Origin of the sequence: Halorubrum sp., from assembly GCF_046498025.1 — an archaeon.
Classification (GTDB): domain Archaea; phylum Halobacteriota; class Halobacteria; order Halobacteriales; family Haloferacaceae; genus Halorubrum.
Window position 1 is genome coordinate 1 of sequence record NZ_JAWOBM010000043.1, and the last position, 20218, is coordinate 20218.

The window sequence follows — 20218 nt, forward strand, 5'->3', positions numbered from 1 at the left end:
GTCGTCCTTGACGAGATCGAGAAGGCCCATCCTGAGGCGTTCAACATTCCCGGCCCGTCCACCCGTCCGGTCGCCTCGCCGCGTCCGAACCCTTTTTCACCGGTCTTCGCCATCCGTTGTCATGGAACTCGAAGCGGTGACGGAGGCGGTCGAGGCCCGGCGAGACGAGCTCACGGACCTCGCACGCGACATCTGGGAACACCCGCAGACGGCGTTCGAGGAGATGTACGCGGCGGATCGACTGATCGGCGTCCTCGCCGAGCGCGGCTTCGACGTCGAGGTCGGCGTCGGCGACGTCGAGACCGGCTTCGTCGCCCGCTACGGCGAGGGCGACCCGGTCGTCGGCACGATGGGCGAGTTCGACGCGCTTCCCGGCCTCTCACAGCGAGCGAGCGGGACGAGGGAGCCGATCGAGGACGGCGGAAACGGCCACGGCTGCGGGCACAACCTCTTCGGGGTCGGCTCGCTCGGGGCCGCGCTCTCGGTCGCCGACGCGATCGACGCGGGCGTCGAGGGGTCGGTCGTCTACGTCGGCACGCCCGCCGAGGAGGCGGGGTCCGGGAAGACGTACATGGCTCGCGCGGGCGCGTTCGACGACGTCGACGCGGTGGTCTCCTGGCACCCCGGCTGGTACAACGCGCCCACGAAGGGGTCGTGTCTGGCCGTGGACAGCTACGAGGTGACGGTCCGGGGGGAGTCGTCCCACGCCGCCGCCTCGCCCGAGGCGGGGCGGAGCGCGCTCGACGGGCTCCAGCTCCTCAACACGGCCGTCGAGTACATGCGCGAGCACGTTCCCGACCCGGTCCGACTCCACTACGTGATCACCCGGGGCGGCGACGCCGCCAACGTCGTCCCGCCGGAGGCGACCGGCGAGTACCTCGTGCGCGCGCCGAGCCGCGACCTCGTCGAGGAGGTGAGCGACTGGTTCGAGAACGCCACAGCGGGGGCGGCGCTGATGGCCGACGTCGACGTCGAGGTCACCCAGACCAGCGGGATCTACGGCGTCCGCCCGAACGAGACGCTCGGCGACGCGATCCGCGGGACGATGGCCGAACTCGGCTCGTTCTCGGTCGACGACCCGATCGCCGACGAGCTCAAGGCGTCGCTCGGTGACGTCTCCGACCAGATCGCCGAGCTGCCCGAGGAGTACCGCGACCGTGCCGCCGAGAACGCCTACTTCACCGAACCGATCGACGCGCTCGACGCGGGCGAGACGGGGTCGTACTCGACCGACTCCGGCGACGTGAGCCAGCTCGTCCCGCTGGGGCGGATGACGACAGCGACGTGGCCCGCCGGGACGCCCCCGCACTCCTGGCAGGCGGTCGCCGCCAGCGGCTCGACCGGAACCGAGGGCATGCTCTACGCCGCGAAGACCATCGGCGGGACCCTGCTCCGCCTGCTCACCGACGAGGAGCTACGCGCGGAGGTCGTCGCCGAGTTCGAGGAGCGCGGCGGCGCGGACTACGAGTCGCCGATGCCCGACGACGCCGACCCCTACGAGCTGCTCGGCGTCGAACGGCCCGACTTCGAACCCTCCGTCGACGTCGAGCGGACGCCCGCCGGAACCGCGGACGACGACTGAGGACCCCGCGGGGGGTCACTCCGCGACGGTCGCAGCGACGATCCCGAGGGTCTGGCCGACGCCGACGACACCGAGGGCCACGGCGGTCGCGGTCGGCGAGCCGGCGACCGCGACGCCGACCGCCCCGACGACACAGCAGGCTGCGCCGACGTCGTAGGCGCGGGCCGATCGCCCGACCCGCCGGCCGGTGTCCGCCAGCCCGACTGCCGGGAGCAGTATCCATCCGTACAACGCGATCGACAGTAGCGGCCTCGCAGGGAACGCGAGTACGCCGTCGAGCGCGAGGAACCCGAGAACTCCCGCGAGCGTCACCGGCGTGCCGGCGAGGATGACGAGCTTCCAGACGCGGAGGGCACCCGACCCCATCTCGCCCCACGATCCGACGAGGAACGCGACGAGCAGGACGCTCATGACGACGTGGGCGACGAACAGTGCGTGGGTACTGACGACGCCGAGGACGCCGCTCACAGCCACGGTCCACGCGGCCGGAACCAACAGTGCGGGGCCGTTCTCGCGGAGGGGTCGGAGCACGGCCGTCGGCTCGGCGTGCTCGTACATAAATCGACGGGCGTGCCGGAAACCGACGGTCCAGTCGGTTCGATCCGGTAGGATCGACCGTACGTTCACCGGATCCGGGTATTCAGGCCAATAACTCACACGATCGTCGATCGATGGTCGTGTTAACTGTACACTCGCAAGTCTTATGCCGTCAACCGGCGTGTGTTTACTCGCAATGGCGACAGGAAAGGTTGATTTCTTCAACGACACTGGCGGCTACGGTTTCATTTCGACTGACGACGGCGATCTCGACGACGACGAGGACGTGTTCTTCCACATGGAGGACGTCGGCGGCCCCGACCTCGAGGAGGGCCAAGAGGTCGAGTTCGATATCGAGTCGTCCCCCAAGGGACCCCGCGCGACGAACGTCGTCCGCAACTAACGACTCTACCGCGGACGCCGCGTCCGCACGCACTACCGGACCCCGTCGCCGGTCACCGGGACCGGCGACCGTTCCGTTCTTTTCACGCATATTTCACCTCGACGAGCGACTCGCTCGACCGTTCGCGTGCGAGCGCCGACGCCGCGATCGACCGTTTAAATACGAGTGCGAGCAAGGCGTCTCGTAGTGAGCGATCCGATCCCGACCGGCTGTCGACCGGTCGACGACCTGTTGGGCGGGGGGTTCGAGCGCGGGGTCGTCACGCAGGTGTACGGCCCGCCCGCGGCCGGAAAGACGAACCTCGCGCTGGCCGCGGCGGTCGAGGTCGCCGCAGCCGGCGACCGCGCGCTGTACATCGACACCGAGGGGCTCTCGATCGACCGGTTCGAACAGCTGGCGTCGGGACGGGCGGGGGACCCCGACATCGACGACACGGTCGAGGAGATCGCCTCCCGGCTGGTGATCACCGAGGCGTACGACTTCGACGACCAGCGAGAGGCGGTCCGCGACGCCGAGGAGCTCGCCGCGGAGGTGGAGCTGATCGTACTGGACTCCGCCACGGGGTTCTACCGGCTGGAACGCGCCAGCGACACCGAGGGCGGGCAGTCGCTCCGGAAGGTCGCCAAGCAGGTGACGCACCTCCTCTCGCTGGCGCGCCGCCACGACCTCGCCGTCGTGATCACGAACCAGGTGTTCACCGATCCCGACTCCGATCGCGACCGCGCGCTCGGCGGCAACACCCTCAACCACTGGACCGGCGCGGTCGTCCGCGTCGACCGATTCCGGGGCGGTAACCGGCGAGCCACCCTGGAGAAGCACCGCTCCAAGCCCGCCGGCGACTCGGTCACCTTCCGGATCGTCGCCGACGGGCTCGCCGAGGGCGCCGAGACGTAGCCGGGAGCCGCGCCGCGCCTTCGACCCGCGAGCGGCGTCGCTCGCGGCCGAGGCGGTCCAGAAAAAGCGAGAAGACGGGACAAGAGACGGCCGGAACCGTCGAGCGTCGCCCTACCGGCTCACAGCTCGCCGAGCTTGCGGAGCAGCTGGCCTCGGTACTCCTCGTCGGCGTTGACGCCCTTGATCTCGAGGACGTTGCGCTCCAGCTTGTCGAGCGCGACGTGGAAGGCGTGTTCGGCGCCGTAGCCCTCGCCGGAGCCGCCGACCTGCCCCTCGTTGGTCCGGAGCCGGATCTGACACTGGATCAGGGGCGTGCCGCGGAGCTTCTCCTTGTGCGCGTGGAGCCGGACGTGCGCGTGGATGACGTGCATGTCCGCGTACTTGTCGGAGACCTGCTCGATCGACTCGACGATGTGCTCGCGGGAGGTCGTGTCCAGCAGGTCCACGTTGGTGATCTGGACGTCCATCGAGTCCTGCTCGGTGAACGTGAGCGCGCGGAGCACGTCGGTCTTGGTCACCATCCCGGCGACCGCGTCGGCGTCGCCCGGCGTGACGACCAGCCCGGAGACGTCGTTGTCGAACATCCGTCGGACGACGACCTGCGCCGTCTCGTCGGCGGTCGCGGTGAGAACGGGGCTCGACATGATGTCGTAGACGGGGATGTCGAGCATCCGGTCGATGTCGCCTGCGCGGTCGCCGCTCCCCTGGCGTTCGTGGTCGCGCACCACGAACTCGACGATGTCGTTGGTGGTGACGACGCCGACCAGCTGAGCGTCGTCGTCGAGCACCGGGAGCCGAGAGATCCCGTTCTCGCGGAGGCGGTTGATCGCGCGGCCGACGCTGTCCTTCTCGTTGATCCCGATGACGTCCTCCGTCGCGACCTGTCCGACGGTGATCGCGTCGAGGCTGTCGAGGACGGCCTCGAGGATCTGGTCGACCGTGACGATCCCGTAGAGCTTCTCGCCCTCGTAGACGGGGGCGATCTTCACGTCGCCCTCGACCAGGAGACGGGCCGTCTCCCGGACGTCCTCGTGGCGGTCGACGGAGGGCGCGGGCTTCATGACGGCCGACACCTTCGTGTCGTCCTCCATGCGCGAGCGCATGAGCTGTTTCTCTCCGACGACCCCGGCGTACTCGCCGTCGTCGGTGACGATGATCCCCTTCGGGTTCTCGCGCTCGAAGATAGACCGGACCTTGGCCAGTCGCTCATCGACGTCGACCTCGACGTACTCCGGCACCGCGATATCAACGATATTCATGGTCCAGTCTGAGGGTTCGTCGCGCCGGGTATTGAAAGTGCGGGAGCCGTGGTACACGACGAGATTCTGATCCGCCGTCCGCCGCCCGAGGCCACTGAAAGCTTTTTGCCGGTAACCCACAGAGAGTGGGCCGTGTACGACGCCGTCGTTCTCGATAAGGACGGGGTCCTCGTCGGACGGACCCCGTTCGATACGCTCCGGGAAGCCGCCTGGGACGCGTTCGTGAGCCTCGGCGTCGAGGATCCCGACTTGGCCCACGTCGACGATGTCGCGGTCGGCGTCGACCCCGCGACGCTCGCCGACATCTGCGAGCGCTACGGGGTGGACCCGGTGGAGTTCTGGCGGGTCCGCGACGAGATCGCCTCGACCGCACAGCTCGACGCGGCCCGAAAGGGGCGAAAGACGCCGTACGCCGACGTGGACGCACTCCGCTACCTCGACGCCCCGCTCGGCGTGGTCTCCTCGAACCAGCAGGCCACGGTCGACGCGGTCCTCGACCACTTCGGTCTCGCGGGACAGTTCGAGGTGACGTACGGCCGCGATCCGTCGATCGCCAGCCTCTCGCGCAAGAAGCCCTCGCCGTACTACCTCGAACGCGCCCTCGAAGACCTCGGCGCCGAGACGGCGCTGTTCGTCGGCGACAACGAGTCCGACGTGCGCGCCGCCGACAACGCCGGTATCGACTCCGCGTTTGTGCGACGCCCGCACCGGCGCTCCGCGGAGCTCTCTTGTCAGCCCACCTACGAGATCGACGACCTCCACGACCTCGTGAGCATCTGCGGGCGGGCGCCGGTCGACGCGCGCGGCGGCGACCGGATCTGAGCCGCTTGCCGGCGGGCGAAGCCGGACGCTTTTTGTCTCGGTCGGGCCCAGCGTCGGGTATGCACCTCCCGCCCGTCGGTCTCGGCACGATGGGGATCGACGATCCCGACGCGGTCGCGACCGCGCTCGCCGTCGGCTACCGCCACCTCGACACCGCGCGGATCTACGGCAACGAGGCGGTCGTCGGCGATGGGCTCGCCGCCGGGCTCGACGCGAGCGACGCGATCGGCGACGGCACGACCCGCGAGGACGTGACGGTCGCGACGAAGCTGTGGGTCGACGACCTCGCCGGCGACGACGTGGCGCCGGCCGCCCGCGAGAGCGCTGACCTGCTCGGCGTCGAGACGCTCGATCTGCTGTACGTCCACCGCCCGCGAGGCGGCTACGACCCGGAGACGACGCTCCCGGCGCTCGACCGGCTGGTCGACGAGGGGCTCGTGCGCGACGCCGGCGTCTCGAACTTCGAGCCGGATCAGCTGGACCGCGCGATGGCGGCCCTCGACGCCCCGCTGGCGGCTCACCAGACCGAGCTGCATCCGCTGTTTTATAAACCGACTCTCCTCGATCACGCCCGCGAGCACGGCTACACCGTGGTCGCGTACTCGCCGCTGGCCGGCGGGCGGGTGCGCGATATCGACGCCGTGGTCGAGGTCGCGGAGGCGCGCGACACGACGCCCGAGGCGGTCGCGATCGCGTGGGCGACCGCGAAGGACCCCGTCGTGACGATCCCGAAGGCGTCGAGCGAGCGCCACCTCCGGGCGAACCTCGCGGCCGCCGATCTCGATCTCGCCCCGGCAGAGATCGCCGCGATCGACGCTGTCGGGCGCGAGGAGGAGCTGTTCCCGGAGTAGCGATCGTCCGAAGTATTACAGATTCGTGTATAAAACCGGAGATAGAATATCCGAGATCGACACGATCCCGCGTCGCTTTTGTACCGCCTCGTTCTCCCCTCGGGTATGAGCGAAGGCACCGACGACGCGGACGCGACGACTATCATCGACGGAGAGGCCGTCGCCGCCGACGTGCGCGCCGACGTGACCGCGCACGTCGAGACGCTGGAGGCGGCGGGCGTGACACCGGGGCTCGCCACCGTCCTGATGAGCGACGACCCCGCCAGCGAGACGTACGTCTCGATGAAGCAGCGCGACTGCGAGGAGGTCGGCATCGAGAGCGTCCACGTCGAGATCGACGCCGACGCGCCCGCCGACGAGCTGTACGAGACGATCGACGACCTCAACGAGCGCCCGGACGTCCACGGCATCCTGGTGCAGCTGCCGGTCCCCGACCACGTCGACAAGCGGAGCGTCCTCCGGCAGATCGACCCGGAGAAGGACGTGGACGGCTTCCACCCGGAGAACGTCGGTCGGCTCGTCGCCGGCGACGCCCGATTTAAACCCTGTACGCCCCACGGCGTCCAGAAGCTCCTCGCGGCCTACGACGTGGAGACGGAGGGCGCGGACGCGGTCGTCGTCGGCCGCTCCGACATCGTCGGGAAGCCGATGGCGAACCTCCTGATCCAGAAGGCCCCGGTCGGGAACGCGACCACGACGGTCTGTCACTCCCGAACGAAGGACCTGGAGGGGAAGCTCGCGGACGCGGACATCGTGATCGCCGCCGCCGGCATCCCCGAGTTCATCGACGGCTCGATGCTGCGTGAGGGCACGGCCGTCGTCGACGTGGGCATCAATCGCGTGGACGCGGACACGGAGAAGGGGTACGAGCTGGTGGGCGACGTCGACTACGAGTCCGCGAGGGAGGTCGCCGGCGCGATCACGCCGGTCCCCGGCGGCGTCGGGCCGATGACGCGCGCGATGCTCCTGTACAACACCGTGAAGGCGGCCGGACTCCAGCACGGCGTGGATATCGACCTGGACTGAGGCGGTCTCGGAGCCGGCAGCGCAGCGGAAAGCCTCAACCGCTCGCGCCGCCGACCCCCTCGCATGCGCGTCCGGCTCGTCGCCGTCGGCCTGCTCGCGGTCGGCGTCCTCCTGATGGCCAACCCCCTGTACCTCCCCGTGCCGGTCGGCGACCCGAACCCCGCGTACACGCACACCGTTCAGCCGGTTCAGAACGCCTCGCCGGTGGCCGGTGGCGGCGTCGATCCGGACGACCTGAGCGACGACGCCGTCGTCGACTACGCCGACCTCGACCTCGAGGCGCGCGAGGCGTTCGACCGGGCGCGCGAGTCGGACGGCGGGTTCGGCGTCGAGGACCCCGACGCCCGCGTCGACTCGCTGTCGTACCCGACCGACCCGACGCTCGGTGACGGCCTCGTGATCGTCGAGCATCGGGGCGACCGCTACGAGTTCTGGACGCGGACGGTCGAGCGCGAGCCGGGGGCGGTCGTCTTCCAGCGAGCGTTCCTCCAGCCGGTCGCGTTCCTCGCCGGCTTCCTTCTCGCCCTCGCTGGCGTCGCGACGGCGTTCCGTAGACGGTTGGGAAGTGAGTAGATCCACGCAACCGGGCCGACCGGCGCCGACTCGGCTCCGTGACCGCGGTCAGTCCGCCGCGTTCGGTTGTCCCACCGGTATCGGCTCGTTGCCGGTCTCGATCGCCCGGCGGACCGCCTCGTCGACCTCGACGAGGTGACACAGCGGGTTTCCGGGGTAGACGACCGGGTTCTCGAGGAGGCCGATGAGGAGGCCGGTGAAGGGCGCCTTCACCGCGACGGCGTCCTGCTTGAACGGGTTAGTGATCGTCGCGATGCGCTGGCCCTCTTGGACGAGCGAGCCGCTCTCGAAGTGCGTGTCGACGATGCCGCCGGAGTCGGCGCGAAGCCACGTCTTCTCCCCCGTGCCGGCGACGATCGTCCGCCAGCCCGGCCAGCGCACCGTGTCGGTCTCGAGCAGTCCGTACTCCGCGAAGACGGACCGCACGCCGTCGAGCGCGTCGTCGATGAGCGGGCGCTGGAACCGGTGGGCCTCGCCCATCTCGATCGTGATCGTGGGGATCCCGGCGGCGGTCGCCTCGCCGCGGAGGGTGCCGCTCGGCCCCTCGCTATCGATGACCACCTTCGAGCCGAACGCCATCGCGAGGCGGTGGACCCCGGTGTCGGTCATGTCCGCGCGGACGTGGAGCATGTTCGTCCGCCCGCGGGTGGAGGTGTGGAAGTCGAGCCCGAAGTCGCAGGGCGCGATGAAGTTGGAGTAGATCTGGTTCGCCATCCGCTTCGAGCTCGTCGATCCGGGCTCGCCGGGGAACGAGCGGTTGAGGTCCCGGTCGTACACCGGCAGGTATCGCTTCTGTGCGATGAAGCCGGGGACGTTGAGCACCGGGAGACACACGAGGGTGCCGCACAGCGACGAGAGGTCCCACTCGTGGGCGACCTCGCGGACCACTTCGATGCCGTTGAGCTCGTCGCCGTGCGCGGCCGCCGTGAGGTACACCGTCGGGCCGTCGCGCTCTCCGTTGATGATCGTGACCGGGATCCGGACGGGGTCGCCGAGGTACGTTTCGCTGATTCCGTAGCGGATGTTCTGCGTCTCGCCCGGCGGCACCGCGCCGCCGTTGTACGTGAACACCCGATCGTCGCTCATGCCACGACGGAGCAGGGCAAAGTGTATATATATGACGACCCGGCTATCACGCGGCGGAACCGCCCGACGGCTCCGGGAGCAGGACGCGGTCCCGACGCCGTCGGCGTCGTCGTCGCGGAACCGGGCGACCTTTTACACCGGCATGCGCAGTTGTCCCCATGAGTTCGGACCCAGTCCGGGTGGGAGTGCTGTCGCTGCACAACAGCAAGGAAACGAAAGCGATCTGCAACGCGGTCGAGGACCTCGGCCACGAGCCCGTCTGGCTCCGCGAGGAGAACACGGCGATAACCGTTGACGACGGCGATGTCGAGGTCGAGCCCGCCGTGGACGTGATCGCGAACCGGCTGCTGCTCTCGAACACCGACCAGCCGGCGGAGCTACTCGGACTGGCGACGACGTTCGAGCGCATCAGGCCGATGCTGAACGAGCCGGACGCCGTGCTCGCGTCGATCCACAAGTTCGCGACGGCGGCGACGCTTGCCGACTGGAACATCCGCGTGCCCGACGCGCTGCTCGCGCTGTCGAACGACCGCCTCAACGAGGGGCGCGAGCGCTTCGGCGACGTCGGGGTTTACAAGACCGCGATCGGCACGCACGGCGGCGGCACGTGGAAGGTCGACCTCACCGAGCGGGTGAACCCGAAGGTCGGCAACCGGCAGGCGTTTCTCCAGCGGCTCATCGACCGCGACGACGAGAAGCACCGCGACCTGCGCGTGTACATCGTCGGGGACGAGATCGTCGGCTCGATGTATCGGTACGCGCCCGAGGGCGACTGGCGCACCAACGTCGCGCTCGGCGGCGCGGTCGAGGACGCGACCGACGACATGCCCGAGGAGGCCGCCGAGACCGCGCTGTACGCGGCCGACGTGATGGACCTCGACTACGCGGGCGTCGACCTCGTCGAGGGGTACGACGGCTGGTACGTCCTCGAGGTGAACCCGACGGCCGGATTCAAGGGCCTCTACGAGGCGACCGGCACGAGCCCGGCCCCGCACATCGCGCGGCTCGCGATCGAGACGGTCGGCGGTGAGGTGGACGACGACGCCGTCGAGCGCGTCGCGGCCACCCTCGACGACTCGCGGCCCTCCTGTGCGCCCAAGCCGAAGCCGAGCTCGACCGAACAGCCCGACATCGGCTACATCGAGGAGGTCGTCGTCACCGGCACCTCCGGCTCCAAGCAAGCGCTCGCGAAGTCGGACACGGGCGCGACCCGCACGAGCATCGACACCCAGCTGGCCGCCGAGATCGGTGCCGGCCCGATCAAGAGCATGACGCGCGTGAAGTCGGGCAGCGTGAAGGGCGGGAAGGCCCGCCCCGTCGTCGACCTCGTGATCGGTATCGGCGGGAATCAGCACACCGTCACCGCCAGCGTCGAGGACCGCGGCCACATGGAGTACCCCCTCCTCCTCGGCCGCGACATCCTCACCGACTACCGCGTCGACGTCCGGCGGCGCGCCGACACGGACGAGAAGGAGCGCGACGAGGCCGGCGAGATCTTAGAGGAGGAGTAGGCGGCAACCGTCGGTTACGACTCGTACTCCGCCCAGATGTACCGCGCCCCGTAGCTTCGGTAGGGGCGCCACGTCTCGGCGATCTCGCGCATCTCGGCCCGCGAGAGCTCCGCGCCGTCGTTGTACACCCGCTCTATCCCCTTCCGCACCGCGAGGTCGCCGAGCGGGAGCACGTCCTCGCGGCCGAGCGCGAAGATCAGGTACATCCGCGCGGTCCACTCCCCCACACCCCGGATCTGGGTGAGCGCCTCGACGACCGCCTCGTCGCTCGCACCCGTCAGTCCCTCGCGGGTCAGGTCGCGGTCGCCGTCGCGGAACGTCCCGGCGGCCTCCCGGAGGTACTCGACCTTCGTCCCGCTGAGTCCGGCCTCGCGCAGGGCCGCCTCCTCGGCCGCGAGCACGCGGTCCGGGGTCGGGTCGCCGCCGAGGACGTCCACGAAGCGCTCGTGGATGGCCGCCGCGGAGGCGGTCGAGAGCTGCTGGTTCACGATCGAGGTGCAGAGGCGCGCGAACTCGTCGTCCGCGGGCGCGATCGCGAGCCGTCCGTGTCGGTCGATCAGCCCCGCCATCGTCGGGTCCTCCCGCAGGGTCGCCGCGACTCGGTCGTGCATCCCTCCGAGGTTCGGCTCGGAGCCTCACGACGGTTTCGATCGCGGCTTTCAGCCCGTCTGATAAACTTACCGTGAGTTTCCTGTTTGGAAGATGAAAACGTTCAACCATGACGGTTCCGACGGTTGCCGTATGCAACTGGAAGACGTCCAGCACGTAACGGTCCTCGGCGCCGGGAACATGGGGCACGGCATCGCGGAGGTGGCCGCGCTCGCCGGCTACGACGTCGCGCTGCGGGACATCGAAGAGGAGTTCGTTCAGGACGGGTACGACCAGATCGAGTGGTCGCTCGGCAAGCTCGCCGAGAAGGACCGCATCGGCGACGACGAGGCCGAGGCGGCGCTCGACCGGATCGAGCCGTACGTCGACCTCGAAGACTCGCTCGCCGACGCCGACGTGGTGATCGAGGTCGTCCCCGAGAAGATGGCGATCAAGAAGGACGTGTACGACGAGGTCGTCGAGCACGCGCCCGAGGAGGCCGTCTTCGTCACCAACACCTCCAGCCTCTCCATCACCGAGCTCTCCGAGGTGACCGACCGGCCCGAGCGGTTCTGCGGGATGCACTTCTTCAACCCGCCGGTACGGATGGACCTCGTCGAGGTCATCTCCGGGGAGCACACGTCCGAGGACACCCTCGACCTGATCGAGGGGCTCGCGGAGTCGATGGGGAAGACCCCCGTCCGCGTCCGGAAGGACAGCCCCGGATTCATCGTCAACCGGGTCCTCGTCCCGCTCATGAACGAGGCGGCGTGGATCGTCGAGTCCGGCGACGCGACGATGGAGACGGTCGACTCCACGACGAAGTTCGATGTCGGGATCCCGATGGGCCTGTTCGAGCTCACTGACCAGGTCGGCATCGACGTGGGCTACCACGTGCTCGATTACATGCACGAGGTGCTCGGCGAGGCGTACCGCCCCTGCCCACTGCTGGTCGAGAAGTTCGAGGCCGAGGAGCTCGGCAAGAAGACCGGCTCCGGCTTCTACGACTACGAGGACGGCGACGGCGCGCAGATCCCCACGGACGCGATCGACGCGGACGTCCGGAAGCGACTGCTCGCCGTGATGGCCAACGAGGTCGCGGGGCTGATCGGCAACGACGTCGCCGACGCGTCCGCGATCGACCGGGCCGTGATGCTCGGCGCCGGCTTCCCCGACGGTCCCGCGAAGCTGGCCGACGGCGAGGGGCTCGACGAGCTGGTGGCCGTCCTCGACGAGCTCCACGAGGAGACCGGCGAGGCGCGCTACGAGGCGACCGACTACCTGCGCGAGGCCGTCGAGGCCGGCGGCTTCCACGGCGACGGCGAGGGCGGCGACGCCGGAGCCGAGGGGGACGCCCTCGACGCCTACGGCACGCTCGACGTCACCGTCGAGGACCGCGTCGGCCACGTACAGATCGATCGCGAGCACCGGATGAACGCGATCAACGCGGAGCTGCTCGGCGAGCTCGCCGACGCGATCGACCGGCTGGACGACGACGACGACGTGCGGGCCCTGCTTCTCTCCGGCGCCGGCGACCGCGCCTTCTCGGCCGGGGCCGACTTACAGAGCATGGCGGCCGGCGCCGGGGACCCGATCAATTCGGTCGAGCTCTCGCGTCGGGGCCAGCAGACGTTCGGCAAGCTGGAGGACTCCGACATGCCCGTGGTCGCGGCCATCGACGGCTACTGTTTCGGCGGCGGGATGGAGCTCGTGACCGCGGCCGACATGCGGGTCGCCTCCGAGCGCTCGGAGCTCGGCCAGACCGAGCTCGATCTCGGACTCCTCCCGGGCTGGGGCGGCACGCAGCGGCTCGCCCGGATCGTCGGCGAGGGACGCGCGAAGGAGATCATCTTCACCGCCGACCGCTACGACGCCGAGACGCTGGCGGGGTACGGCTTCATCAACGAGGTCGTCCCCAACGACGAGCTCGACGAGCGCGCTCGGGAGCTGGTCGAGGGGCTCGCCGGCGGCCCGCCGATCGCCCAGACGTACGCGAAGCGAGCCATGCACGCCGGTCGCACCGACGCCGAGGCCGGCCTCGAGGTGGAGGCGATGGGCTTCGGCCACGTGATGAACACCGACGACCTCATGGAGGGCGTCACGGCGTTCATGAGTGACGGCGAGCCCGAGTTCGAAGGGAAGTAAGGCCGCTGCCGTCCGGTCGCGGCTCGCCTATTTAAGCCTCAGCGGCTCGCCTATACGTACCCTTCCTCGACGAGCAGCTCGCCGTTGAGCAGCGAGGCGCCCGCCGCGCCGCGGATCGTGTTGTGCGCGAGGCAGTTGTACTTCGCGCCGGCGTCGGTCGACTGCACGCCGCCGGCGACGATGCCCATGCCGTTCGCGTACGTGCGGTCGAGGCGGGGCTGCGGGCGCTCCGGCTCGTCCTCGCCGAACACCTTGATGAGCTGGTCGGGCGAGCTGGGCAGTTCGCCGGCGCCCTCGAACGAGCGCATCGCCTCGCGGAGCTCCGCGGGCGCGGGGTCCTCGGCGAACTCGGCGAAGACGTTCTCCAAGTGGCCGTCGAGCGTGGGGATGCGGTTGCAGGAGGCGGCCACGTCGGCGTCGTGGAGCTCGACCGCCGCGCCGTCGAACTCGCCGAGGAGCTTGCGCGACTCCGTCTCCATCTTCTCCTCTTCGCCGCCGATGTGCGGGATCGCGTTGTCGATGATCTCCATCGAGGTGACGCCGGAGTAGCCCGCGCCGGAGACCGCCTGCAGCGTGGAGACGCGGACGCTCTCTAAGCCGAACCGGTCGATCGCCGCGAGGGTGGGCACCATCGTGATCGTCGAGCAGTTCGGGTTCTTGACGAGCGCGCCGTCCCAGCCGCGCTCGTCGCGCTGGACCTCGATGAGATCGAGGTGGTCGGGGTTGATCTCGGGGATCGTGAGCGGGACGTCCGCCGCCATGCGGTCGTTCGAGGAGTTCGAGGAGACGACGTACCCCTCCTCCAAGAACGCCGGCTCGACCTCGCTCGCGACGCCCGAGGGGAGCGAGGAGAAGAGGAGGTCGACGTCGGCGTCCGCGACCCCCGCGGGCGTCGTCTCCGTGACTTCCATCTCCGCGACGTCTGCCGGGATGGGCGTGTCCACGCGCCACTTGGCGGCCTCGCGGTACGTCTTCCCGGCGCTGTCCCCGCTGGCGGTCACGGCCGCGAGGTCGAACGTCGGGTGGTCGTCGAGCAACTGGATGAACCGCTGACCCACGGCGCCGGTGGCACCGAGGATGCCGACTCGTACAGACATTGCGCGTGGGTCCGTGACAGGGACGTAAGTGCGTTCGGATACGCGCCGATTCCGCCGGGCGTGCCCGCGACCGCTGCGGTGCCGTCGGTCCGCTCTGTCGTCGATGGCCGCCCTGTCGTCGATTTCCGTCCGATCGTCGATGGCCGCCCTGTCGTCGATTTCCGTCCGATCGTCGATTCGTCGCCGACTCTCCGCGTCGAGGCGGCGACCGATCGCCGGGTTCCCGTTTCGCGCGTGTCGATTCGCGGCCGCGGCGGACTCCCGACGATCCGTCGGAGCACGCACTCCGTGAGATATTACACCTCTCGGACGAGTGAGCAAGACAATGACCGACTTCGGAGCGCTGTCCGTCGCCCCGCCGCTGCTCGCGATCGCGCTGGCGGTGATCACCCGAAAGGCGGTGTTGTCGCTGTTCCTCGGCATCTGGTCGGGGGCCGTCATCGTCACGGGCGGGCTCGGGATCGTGCAGACGTTCGAGTGGATCGTCGCGGCGGTCTCCGACGAATTCCAGGCGACCATCCTCGTGTTCACCCTCCTGCTCGGCTCGGGCGTCGCCATGGTGTGGAACCTCGGCGGCACCGCCGCGGTCCGCGACTGGGCGCTCGAGCGTCTCGACACCCAGCGGAAGGCCGGCCTCGTCGCGTGGGGGCTCGGAATCGTCCTCTTCTTCGACGACTACGCGAACACCGCCATCGTCGGCTCCGCGATGAAGGACGTCTCCGACCGCCTCCGGATCTCCCGCGAGAAGCTCTCGTACGTCGTCGACTCCACCGCGGCGCCGGTGGCGACGCTGGGCATCTCCTCGTGGGTCGCGTTCCAGCTCTCGCTCATCACCGAGGGGTACGAGGCCGCCGGCGTCGACGCCGCGAACCGTCCCGGCGTCTTCGAGGTGTTCGTCTCGTCGATCCCGTTCAACATGTACGCCATCCTCGCGGTCGTGATGGTCCTCGTCGTGGTCGGCTCGGGGCGGGACTACGGGGAGATGCTGACCGCCGAACACCGGTCGTGGACCTCGGGAAGGGTGACGCGCGACGAGGCCGTGCCGATGCAGGACGTCGCCGGCGAACTCGGCGAGCCGCCCGCGTCGACGCCGCGGCTCACGTGCTTTTTCGTCCCCGTCGCGGTCCTGATCGCCGTCACGATCGCGACCGCGCTGTGGACCGGCGAGTTCTCGCCGGTCGGCTTCGTCGGCGACCTCCTCGCCGGCGAGTTCGGCGCGGCGGGCGGGCGGCTGTGGGACGCCGCGCTCAACGCCGCCTACGAGGTAGCGCTCATGATCGGCTCGTTCGCGATGGTCGCGAGCGGGTTCGTCCTCGGGAAGGCCTACGGGATCTTCGGGCTCGGCGACGCGACCGAGTACACGATCGACGGATTCTCGATTATGCTCACCGCGGTCTCCATCCTCGTGCTCGCGTGGGGGATCGGCGAGGCGATCGACGCGCTCGGCACCGGCGCCTACGTCGCGAACGTCGCGGTCGGCTCCGTCTCGAGCACCCTCCTGCCCGCCCTCGTGTTCGTCGTCGCCGGTCTCATCGCGTTCTCGACCGGCACCTCGTGGGGGACGATGGGGATCGTCACCCCGATCGCGATCCCGATCGCGTGGGAGATCAGCGGCGGCGGGGCGGCGGGCCACACCCTCGTGGCGGCGATGGTCGGCGTCATCTTCTCGGGCGCCATCTTCGGCGACCACAGCTCGCCGATCTCCGATACGACCGTCCTCTCGTCGACGTTCACCGGCGCGGACCTGATCGACCACGTCCGCACGCAGATCTACTACGCGGTCACCGTCGCCGCCGTGGTCGTCCTCCTGCTCGTCGTTTGGGGGGTCACGCGGGTGACGCCGCTCGCTCTGCTGCCGCTCGGTGCCCTGCTGCTCGTCGGGCTCGTGTACGGGCTCTCCGAGCTCGACGCTGCCCGTCGCGGAATCGATCCGGTGTCGGCCTCGGAGCCACAGGAAGACGACGGGAGGCGCGTGGTCGTCGCCGGAAGGGAGCAGGACGACTGAGGTCGTCGGTCCGGTCGTTTATATACGTTCGTCGGCTACCGTCGGGTGCGCGCCCTCAGTCCCCGCCCGAGTACTCCCCGATGGGAGCGATGACAGCGCGGAGAACCCAGGCGCGTCACATCCGGTCGCTGACGCGACCCGCCCGTCGCCGCGCAGGCGACCGCCCGCCACGAGGGTTTCCCGGTCGACGCGGCACGCCGCCGGAGATGAGACCGGTCGTTAGTGTTGCGGGCGTACATTTCGAATTATCGCAGATACGTCTCTATTTCGTCGACGACAGTATCGACGAATTCGTCGGTAACCCGGCCCTGCCACGCTACCAGATCCTCGATCCGTGGAGAGTGAACGGCCCACGGCGAGACGAACGACTCGCGCGGGACACCGCCAATATCCCACACCTCGGAACGCAACGCAAGCGACTGTGCGTACTCCCTCGTCGAGACGGCGACTGCGAAGAACTGTTCGTCGGCGAACGGGTGCGAACTGTTGTTGACGATCAGCCACGGTCGCTGGCTGTCCTCACCTGATTTGAACGGGTCGGAACTGCGAACCACGTCGCCTCGTTCCGGTTGCATTTCTCAGTCCTTCTCGCTGGGATGTGGCTCGTCCGGAGCGGCTGCATCCCACTCGTCCGAGTCGATTCCCCCATCCTCGTCGTTGAGCTGCTCCGTCACAGCATGGAGATCGTACGCATCCTGTACGCGTCCCAAATCTCTCGTGATCGCCCAGTACTCATCCTTATGTCGGACGAGATCACGCCGTTTCAGGCGAGAAAGGGCAGTGCCGACCGTGTTCGGGTCTTCCTCGATTCCGGTCGCAATTTCCGACCGGGTGAACGCTTTGTCCTGATTCGTATACAGGTAGATGAGTACCTGCTTGGGAACGCTCGGACCACTGGGAAGATCGCCTGTTTCGAACTCTTCGATACGAACGGGCATACATAGTACTTAGCGTGCTGATGTAATGAATGTACTGCCGTGCCTAAATCGCCCGTCAAAGGCGGGTTCACTTTCACCGAGCCTACTAGTGGAAACTCGCCCGGTAGTGTTGCGGGCGACATTCTCGAACGCGTAGCCGTCGCCCTACTCGGTCGCCGGCCGGGAACCGGACCGGGCCTCGGCCCAAACCACCAGCCCGAGCGCCATCCAGCCGAGGCCGAACGGGAGGAGAACCGCGCTTGGACTGACGACCAGTCGACCCACCGAGGGCTGAAAGCCGACGATCCGGTCGAGTCCGATGAGCGCACTCGGAATAACCGGCACGAGGACAAAGAGCCCGCTCGTCACCGCCGGGGGCTTCTCGACTCGACGGAGCGCGAGGCCAAGCCCGCCCGCGCCGAGAACCGTGAGCCCGAGCCCGAGCACGGTCGCGACCGTGAGCGGGAGTCCCAACGGGTCCTCACCGGTCGCGGGGACGGCGCGGAACCCCGCGACGACGAAGCGCGCCACGCGCCGGAGCTGGAGCACCGACAGGAGCCCCATGCCGGCGGCGGTCGTCGCCACGCTCTCGCGACCGAGCCGACCGAACTGAGCCCCGAACGTCGCGTAAACGCCGGCGAGACCGGCCAGCAGCAGGAGCCACCCGACGAGCGAGAAGACGTCGAAGACGCTCGCGGCGTACGGCCGGGTACCCAGCACGGCGGTCTGGACCAGCGGCGTCCCGATAACCAAGACGGCGCCGACCACGGCCGCGAGCCCGCTCCGCGACCGCCATCGTCGGACGCTCCCGTCGCCCCGCGCCGCCTGTGAAACCACACTCGCACCTCTGTGTGACGGTGACACATAGCGCACGGATACGTGGTTCGGTCGTGATCTATCCCCCGAGGAAGCGCGCCGATCGGTAGCGTCCACGCCAGCGGCCTCGCCCGCGTGGTGTTCTCCCCGCAGCGATCGGGGCTCGCGACGACGGCCGCTCGACGGCGGCGCCTACTCGTCCGAGTCCCGCAGCACCAACGGTCCGATGGCGAGCGTCCGCTTCGCGATGGTGAGGATGCGGAGCACGTAAGAGACGAAAAGCGAGAAGGGGAGCAGCGTGACCGCGAACGCGGCCCCGACGACGAGCGTCACGTGGTCGACGCCGAGGGTGCGCCCCGGAAACGTTCCGGCGTCGACGACCGCGAGCATGAGGCCCGCAACGACCAGCGCCGGCACCGCGGCGTAGAGGATCTGCCGCGAGAGGTCGATCAGCGACCACTGGAAGTACAGCGTCTTGACGTGCTCGCGGGCGGGACCGAACAGCGACAGCAGCTCCTTCAGCTCCCCGAGCAGGTCGCGCTCGTCGTCGGAGAGCGCCGCGTCGTGGTCGGCGGCGATACGCTCGGTCCGGCCGATCTTCGGACTATAGTCGAAGTTGAGGGCGGCGAACACCACGTCGAAGGAACCGAACTCCGCGCCGTCGAGCTGGTCGCGCACGGTGTCGGCGTTCTCGATGACGCCCTCCGCGAGGTCGTCGACGTCCTCCCGAAGGGCGGTCTCGTCGGGGCCGTCCCCACCCCGCTTGCAGACCGACTTGCGGAGTTCCTCCGCACGGCGGGACGTGGCCCCCAGGATCGCGTCGAGGAACGCGGCGGGGTCAGTGGGCGTCGGCGACCCGATCAGCTCCGACATGGAGTCCCGGACCCCGAGGGTGCCGTCCATGCGCTCCTGCTGCTCCCCGAGCGGACCGGTCTCCTGGGTGAGCACGACCTGACCGATCGTGACGACCAGCGTCGCCCCGGTGACGATCACCGTGATCATCGACGCGAACAGCGTCTCGATCGGGTCGCTCGACCCGACCTTCCCGGCGAGAGACGGCGAGAAGGCGACCGCCACGACGACGAACGCGACGAAGACGGCGAGCGTCAGGACCCCCGCGACGACGAGCCGGTTCGCGCGCAACAGCAGCCAGAGCTTCACCCGGTTCTCGCCGGCGCGCTCTCGCATCGTGTCTGCGGTGTCCGCGTCGCTGTCGGCGTCTCCGGCGTCGTCGTCATCGTCCGTGCTCGACGTCACCTCCGGGTCACCGCTCATCGCGACTCGACCCTCACCGAGAGGTCGTCGACGTAGTGCGTCGCGTCCGCCTCCCAGACCACGGCCGTGCCGACGGCGAGGTGGAGCGTGTCGGTCGACAGCTCCGGAGTCGTCCACTCGAAGGCGTACTCGCGCCAGCCGTCGGCCAGCCACAGCGCGTCGCGCAGCCCGCCGTAGGGCGTCTCACCGAGGTCCCTCGTGTTGAGTCCCGGCTGCGGGAAGTCCTCCTCGGCCGCCGGCGGCTCGGGTCCCAGCCGCATCAGGGCGTTCCGGATCGTGTTGAACGACTCCGACTCGCTCCAGAACTGCCCGGTCACCTCGATCTGATACGACCCGCCGGACTCGATCGGGACCGGGTGGACGCCCCACGTGACGCCGTCGTCGTAGTCGCCCTCGTTCCAGATCCGGAGCGAGCGCTCGCCGGAGGCCGCTTCCTCCTCGGAGACGTCGAGCTCCCAATCGAAATCCTCGACGTCGACCTCGGGACCGATCGCGGCGCCGGCCTCCCAGTCGCCGATCCCGTCTTCGAACCCCTCCTCGAAGGCAGGTCCGGGGTCCCCGTCGGCACAGCCCGCGAACCCGGCGAGGCCGACGGCGCCGACCCCGGCGCTCCTCCGGAGCAGCTCCCGTCGTCTCACGGCGCCTCACGCCCGTTCATGACGAGCCACACGACGCTCGACCGACACATAAGTAGACGGTGCGTTACGCGGGACGCGGATCTCGTGCGGCCGGTGGAGTGAGCTTAACGCGGATTCCCCCTCTCGCTAAGGGTCACGCGCAGGGGGATCCGGCGGCGCAACTCACAACCCCTCGCTCGCCGAAGTGACCCAT

Annotated in this window: 20 protein-coding genes; 10 read left to right on the forward strand and 10 right to left on the reverse strand. The window is 69.1% G+C overall.

Features of this window, described 5'->3' with window-relative positions; all coding sequences use genetic code 11:
- The first annotated feature begins 121 nt into the window (after positions 1-121).
- Positions 122-1582, forward strand: coding sequence for an amidohydrolase (locus tag R6U01_RS08685; RefSeq protein WP_410286066.1), 1461 nt, complete (start codon positions 122-124; stop codon positions 1580-1582).
- 15 nt (positions 1583-1597) lie between these two features.
- Here the strand turns inward: R6U01_RS08685 and R6U01_RS08690 are convergent, their stop codons facing one another.
- Complete coding sequence (locus R6U01_RS08690) at positions 1598-2140, reverse strand: hypothetical protein (protein WP_410286067.1); 543 nt, start codon at positions 2138-2140, stop codon at positions 1598-1600.
- A gap of 175 nt (positions 2141-2315) precedes the next feature.
- Between R6U01_RS08690 and R6U01_RS08695 the strand changes: the two genes are divergently transcribed.
- Both R6U01_RS08695 and radB read left to right on the forward strand, forming a co-directional pair.
- A complete protein-coding gene (locus R6U01_RS08695; protein WP_410286068.1) occupies positions 2316-2522 on the forward strand; it encodes a cold-shock protein in 207 nt (68 codons plus the stop codon).
- 186 nt (positions 2523-2708) lie between these two features.
- Positions 2709-3416, forward strand: coding sequence for a DNA repair and recombination protein RadB (radB, locus tag R6U01_RS08700; protein WP_410286069.1), 708 nt, complete (start codon positions 2709-2711; stop codon positions 3414-3416).
- 119 nt (positions 3417-3535) lie between these two features.
- On the opposite strand, the gene R6U01_RS08705 is transcribed toward radB, so the two are convergent.
- Entirely contained in the window at positions 3536-4675 is a 1140-nt protein-coding gene (locus tag R6U01_RS08705; RefSeq protein WP_410286070.1) for a CBS domain-containing protein, read from the reverse strand.
- 132 nt (positions 4676-4807) lie between these two features.
- On the opposite strand from R6U01_RS08705, the gene R6U01_RS08710 reads away from it, so the two are divergent.
- From R6U01_RS08710 to R6U01_RS08725, 4 genes are all read left to right on the forward strand, one after another.
- A complete protein-coding gene (locus R6U01_RS08710) occupies positions 4808-5497 on the forward strand; it encodes an HAD family hydrolase (protein WP_410286071.1) in 690 nt (229 codons plus the stop codon).
- Positions 5498-5556: 59 nt separating this feature from the next.
- The gene (locus R6U01_RS08715; protein ID WP_410286072.1) at positions 5557-6348 is read left to right on the forward strand and encodes an aldo/keto reductase; all 792 of its coding nucleotides are present in this window, start codon (positions 5557-5559) and stop codon (positions 6346-6348) included.
- Between the two features lie 105 nt (positions 6349-6453).
- A complete protein-coding gene (locus R6U01_RS08720; protein ID WP_410286073.1) occupies positions 6454-7374 on the forward strand; it encodes a tetrahydrofolate dehydrogenase/cyclohydrolase catalytic domain-containing protein in 921 nt (306 codons plus the stop codon).
- Positions 7375-7437: 63 nt separating this feature from the next.
- Positions 7438-7947 (forward strand): hypothetical protein, encoded by a 510-nt coding sequence (locus R6U01_RS08725; RefSeq protein WP_410286074.1) that lies wholly within the window; start codon positions 7438-7440, stop codon positions 7945-7947.
- Between the two features lie 48 nt (positions 7948-7995).
- On the opposite strand, the gene R6U01_RS08730 is transcribed toward R6U01_RS08725, so the two are convergent.
- Positions 7996-9033 carry a succinylglutamate desuccinylase/aspartoacylase family protein gene (locus R6U01_RS08730; RefSeq protein WP_410286075.1) on the reverse strand — a complete coding sequence of 346 codons (1038 nt, stop codon included), beginning with the start codon at positions 9031-9033 and terminating at the stop codon, positions 7996-7998.
- Positions 9034-9191: 158 nt separating this feature from the next.
- Between R6U01_RS08730 and R6U01_RS08735 the strand changes: the two genes are divergently transcribed.
- Positions 9192-10544: a RimK/LysX family protein gene (locus tag R6U01_RS08735; protein WP_410286076.1), complete on the forward strand. Its 1353-nt coding sequence runs from the start codon at positions 9192-9194 to the stop codon at positions 10542-10544.
- A gap of 14 nt (positions 10545-10558) precedes the next feature.
- Here R6U01_RS08735 and R6U01_RS08740 read toward each other — a convergent pair whose 3' ends face one another.
- Complete coding sequence (locus R6U01_RS08740; RefSeq protein ID WP_410286077.1) at positions 10559-11155, reverse strand: DNA-3-methyladenine glycosylase family protein; 597 nt, start codon at positions 11153-11155, stop codon at positions 10559-10561.
- A gap of 130 nt (positions 11156-11285) precedes the next feature.
- Here R6U01_RS08740 and R6U01_RS08745 point away from each other — a divergent pair, with 130 nt between their 5' ends.
- A complete protein-coding gene (locus tag R6U01_RS08745) occupies positions 11286-13277 on the forward strand; it encodes a 3-hydroxyacyl-CoA dehydrogenase NAD-binding domain-containing protein (RefSeq protein ID WP_410286078.1) in 1992 nt (663 codons plus the stop codon).
- A gap of 50 nt (positions 13278-13327) precedes the next feature.
- Here the strand turns inward: R6U01_RS08745 and asd are convergent, their stop codons facing one another.
- Positions 13328-14374, reverse strand: a complete 1047-nt coding sequence (gene asd / locus R6U01_RS08750; protein WP_410286079.1) for an aspartate-semialdehyde dehydrogenase — start codon at positions 14372-14374, stop codon at positions 13328-13330.
- Between the two features lie 325 nt (positions 14375-14699).
- Between asd and R6U01_RS08755 the strand changes: the two genes are divergently transcribed.
- The gene (locus R6U01_RS08755; protein WP_410286080.1) at positions 14700-16379 is read left to right on the forward strand and encodes a Na+/H+ antiporter NhaC family protein; all 1680 of its coding nucleotides are present in this window, start codon (positions 14700-14702) and stop codon (positions 16377-16379) included.
- A 245-nt stretch (positions 16380-16624) separates the two neighbouring features.
- Here the strand turns inward: R6U01_RS08755 and R6U01_RS08760 are convergent, their stop codons facing one another.
- The 5 genes from R6U01_RS08760 to R6U01_RS08780 all read right to left on the reverse strand — a co-directional run bounded on the left by R6U01_RS08760 (position 16625) and on the right by R6U01_RS08780 (position 20025).
- Positions 16625-16954, reverse strand: coding sequence for a hypothetical protein (locus R6U01_RS08760; RefSeq protein WP_410286081.1), 330 nt, complete (start codon positions 16952-16954; stop codon positions 16625-16627).
- A gap of 3 nt (positions 16955-16957) precedes the next feature.
- Positions 16958-17317 carry a hypothetical protein gene (locus tag R6U01_RS08765; protein ID WP_410286082.1) on the reverse strand — a complete coding sequence of 120 codons (360 nt, stop codon included), beginning with the start codon at positions 17315-17317 and terminating at the stop codon, positions 16958-16960.
- Positions 17318-17461: 144 nt separating this feature from the next.
- Positions 17462-18133, reverse strand: a complete 672-nt coding sequence (locus R6U01_RS08770; RefSeq protein ID WP_410286083.1) for a hypothetical protein — start codon at positions 18131-18133, stop codon at positions 17462-17464.
- Positions 18134-18304: 171 nt separating this feature from the next.
- On the reverse strand, positions 18305-19387 hold the full coding sequence (locus R6U01_RS08775) for a hypothetical protein (RefSeq protein WP_410286084.1): 1083 nt from the start codon (positions 19385-19387) through the stop codon (positions 18305-18307).
- A complete protein-coding gene (locus tag R6U01_RS08780) occupies positions 19384-20025 on the reverse strand; it encodes a hypothetical protein (protein ID WP_410286085.1) in 642 nt (213 codons plus the stop codon). Before R6U01_RS08780 ends, R6U01_RS08775 begins: the two co-directional genes overlap by 4 nt.
- Positions 20026-20218: the final 193 nt, after the last annotated feature.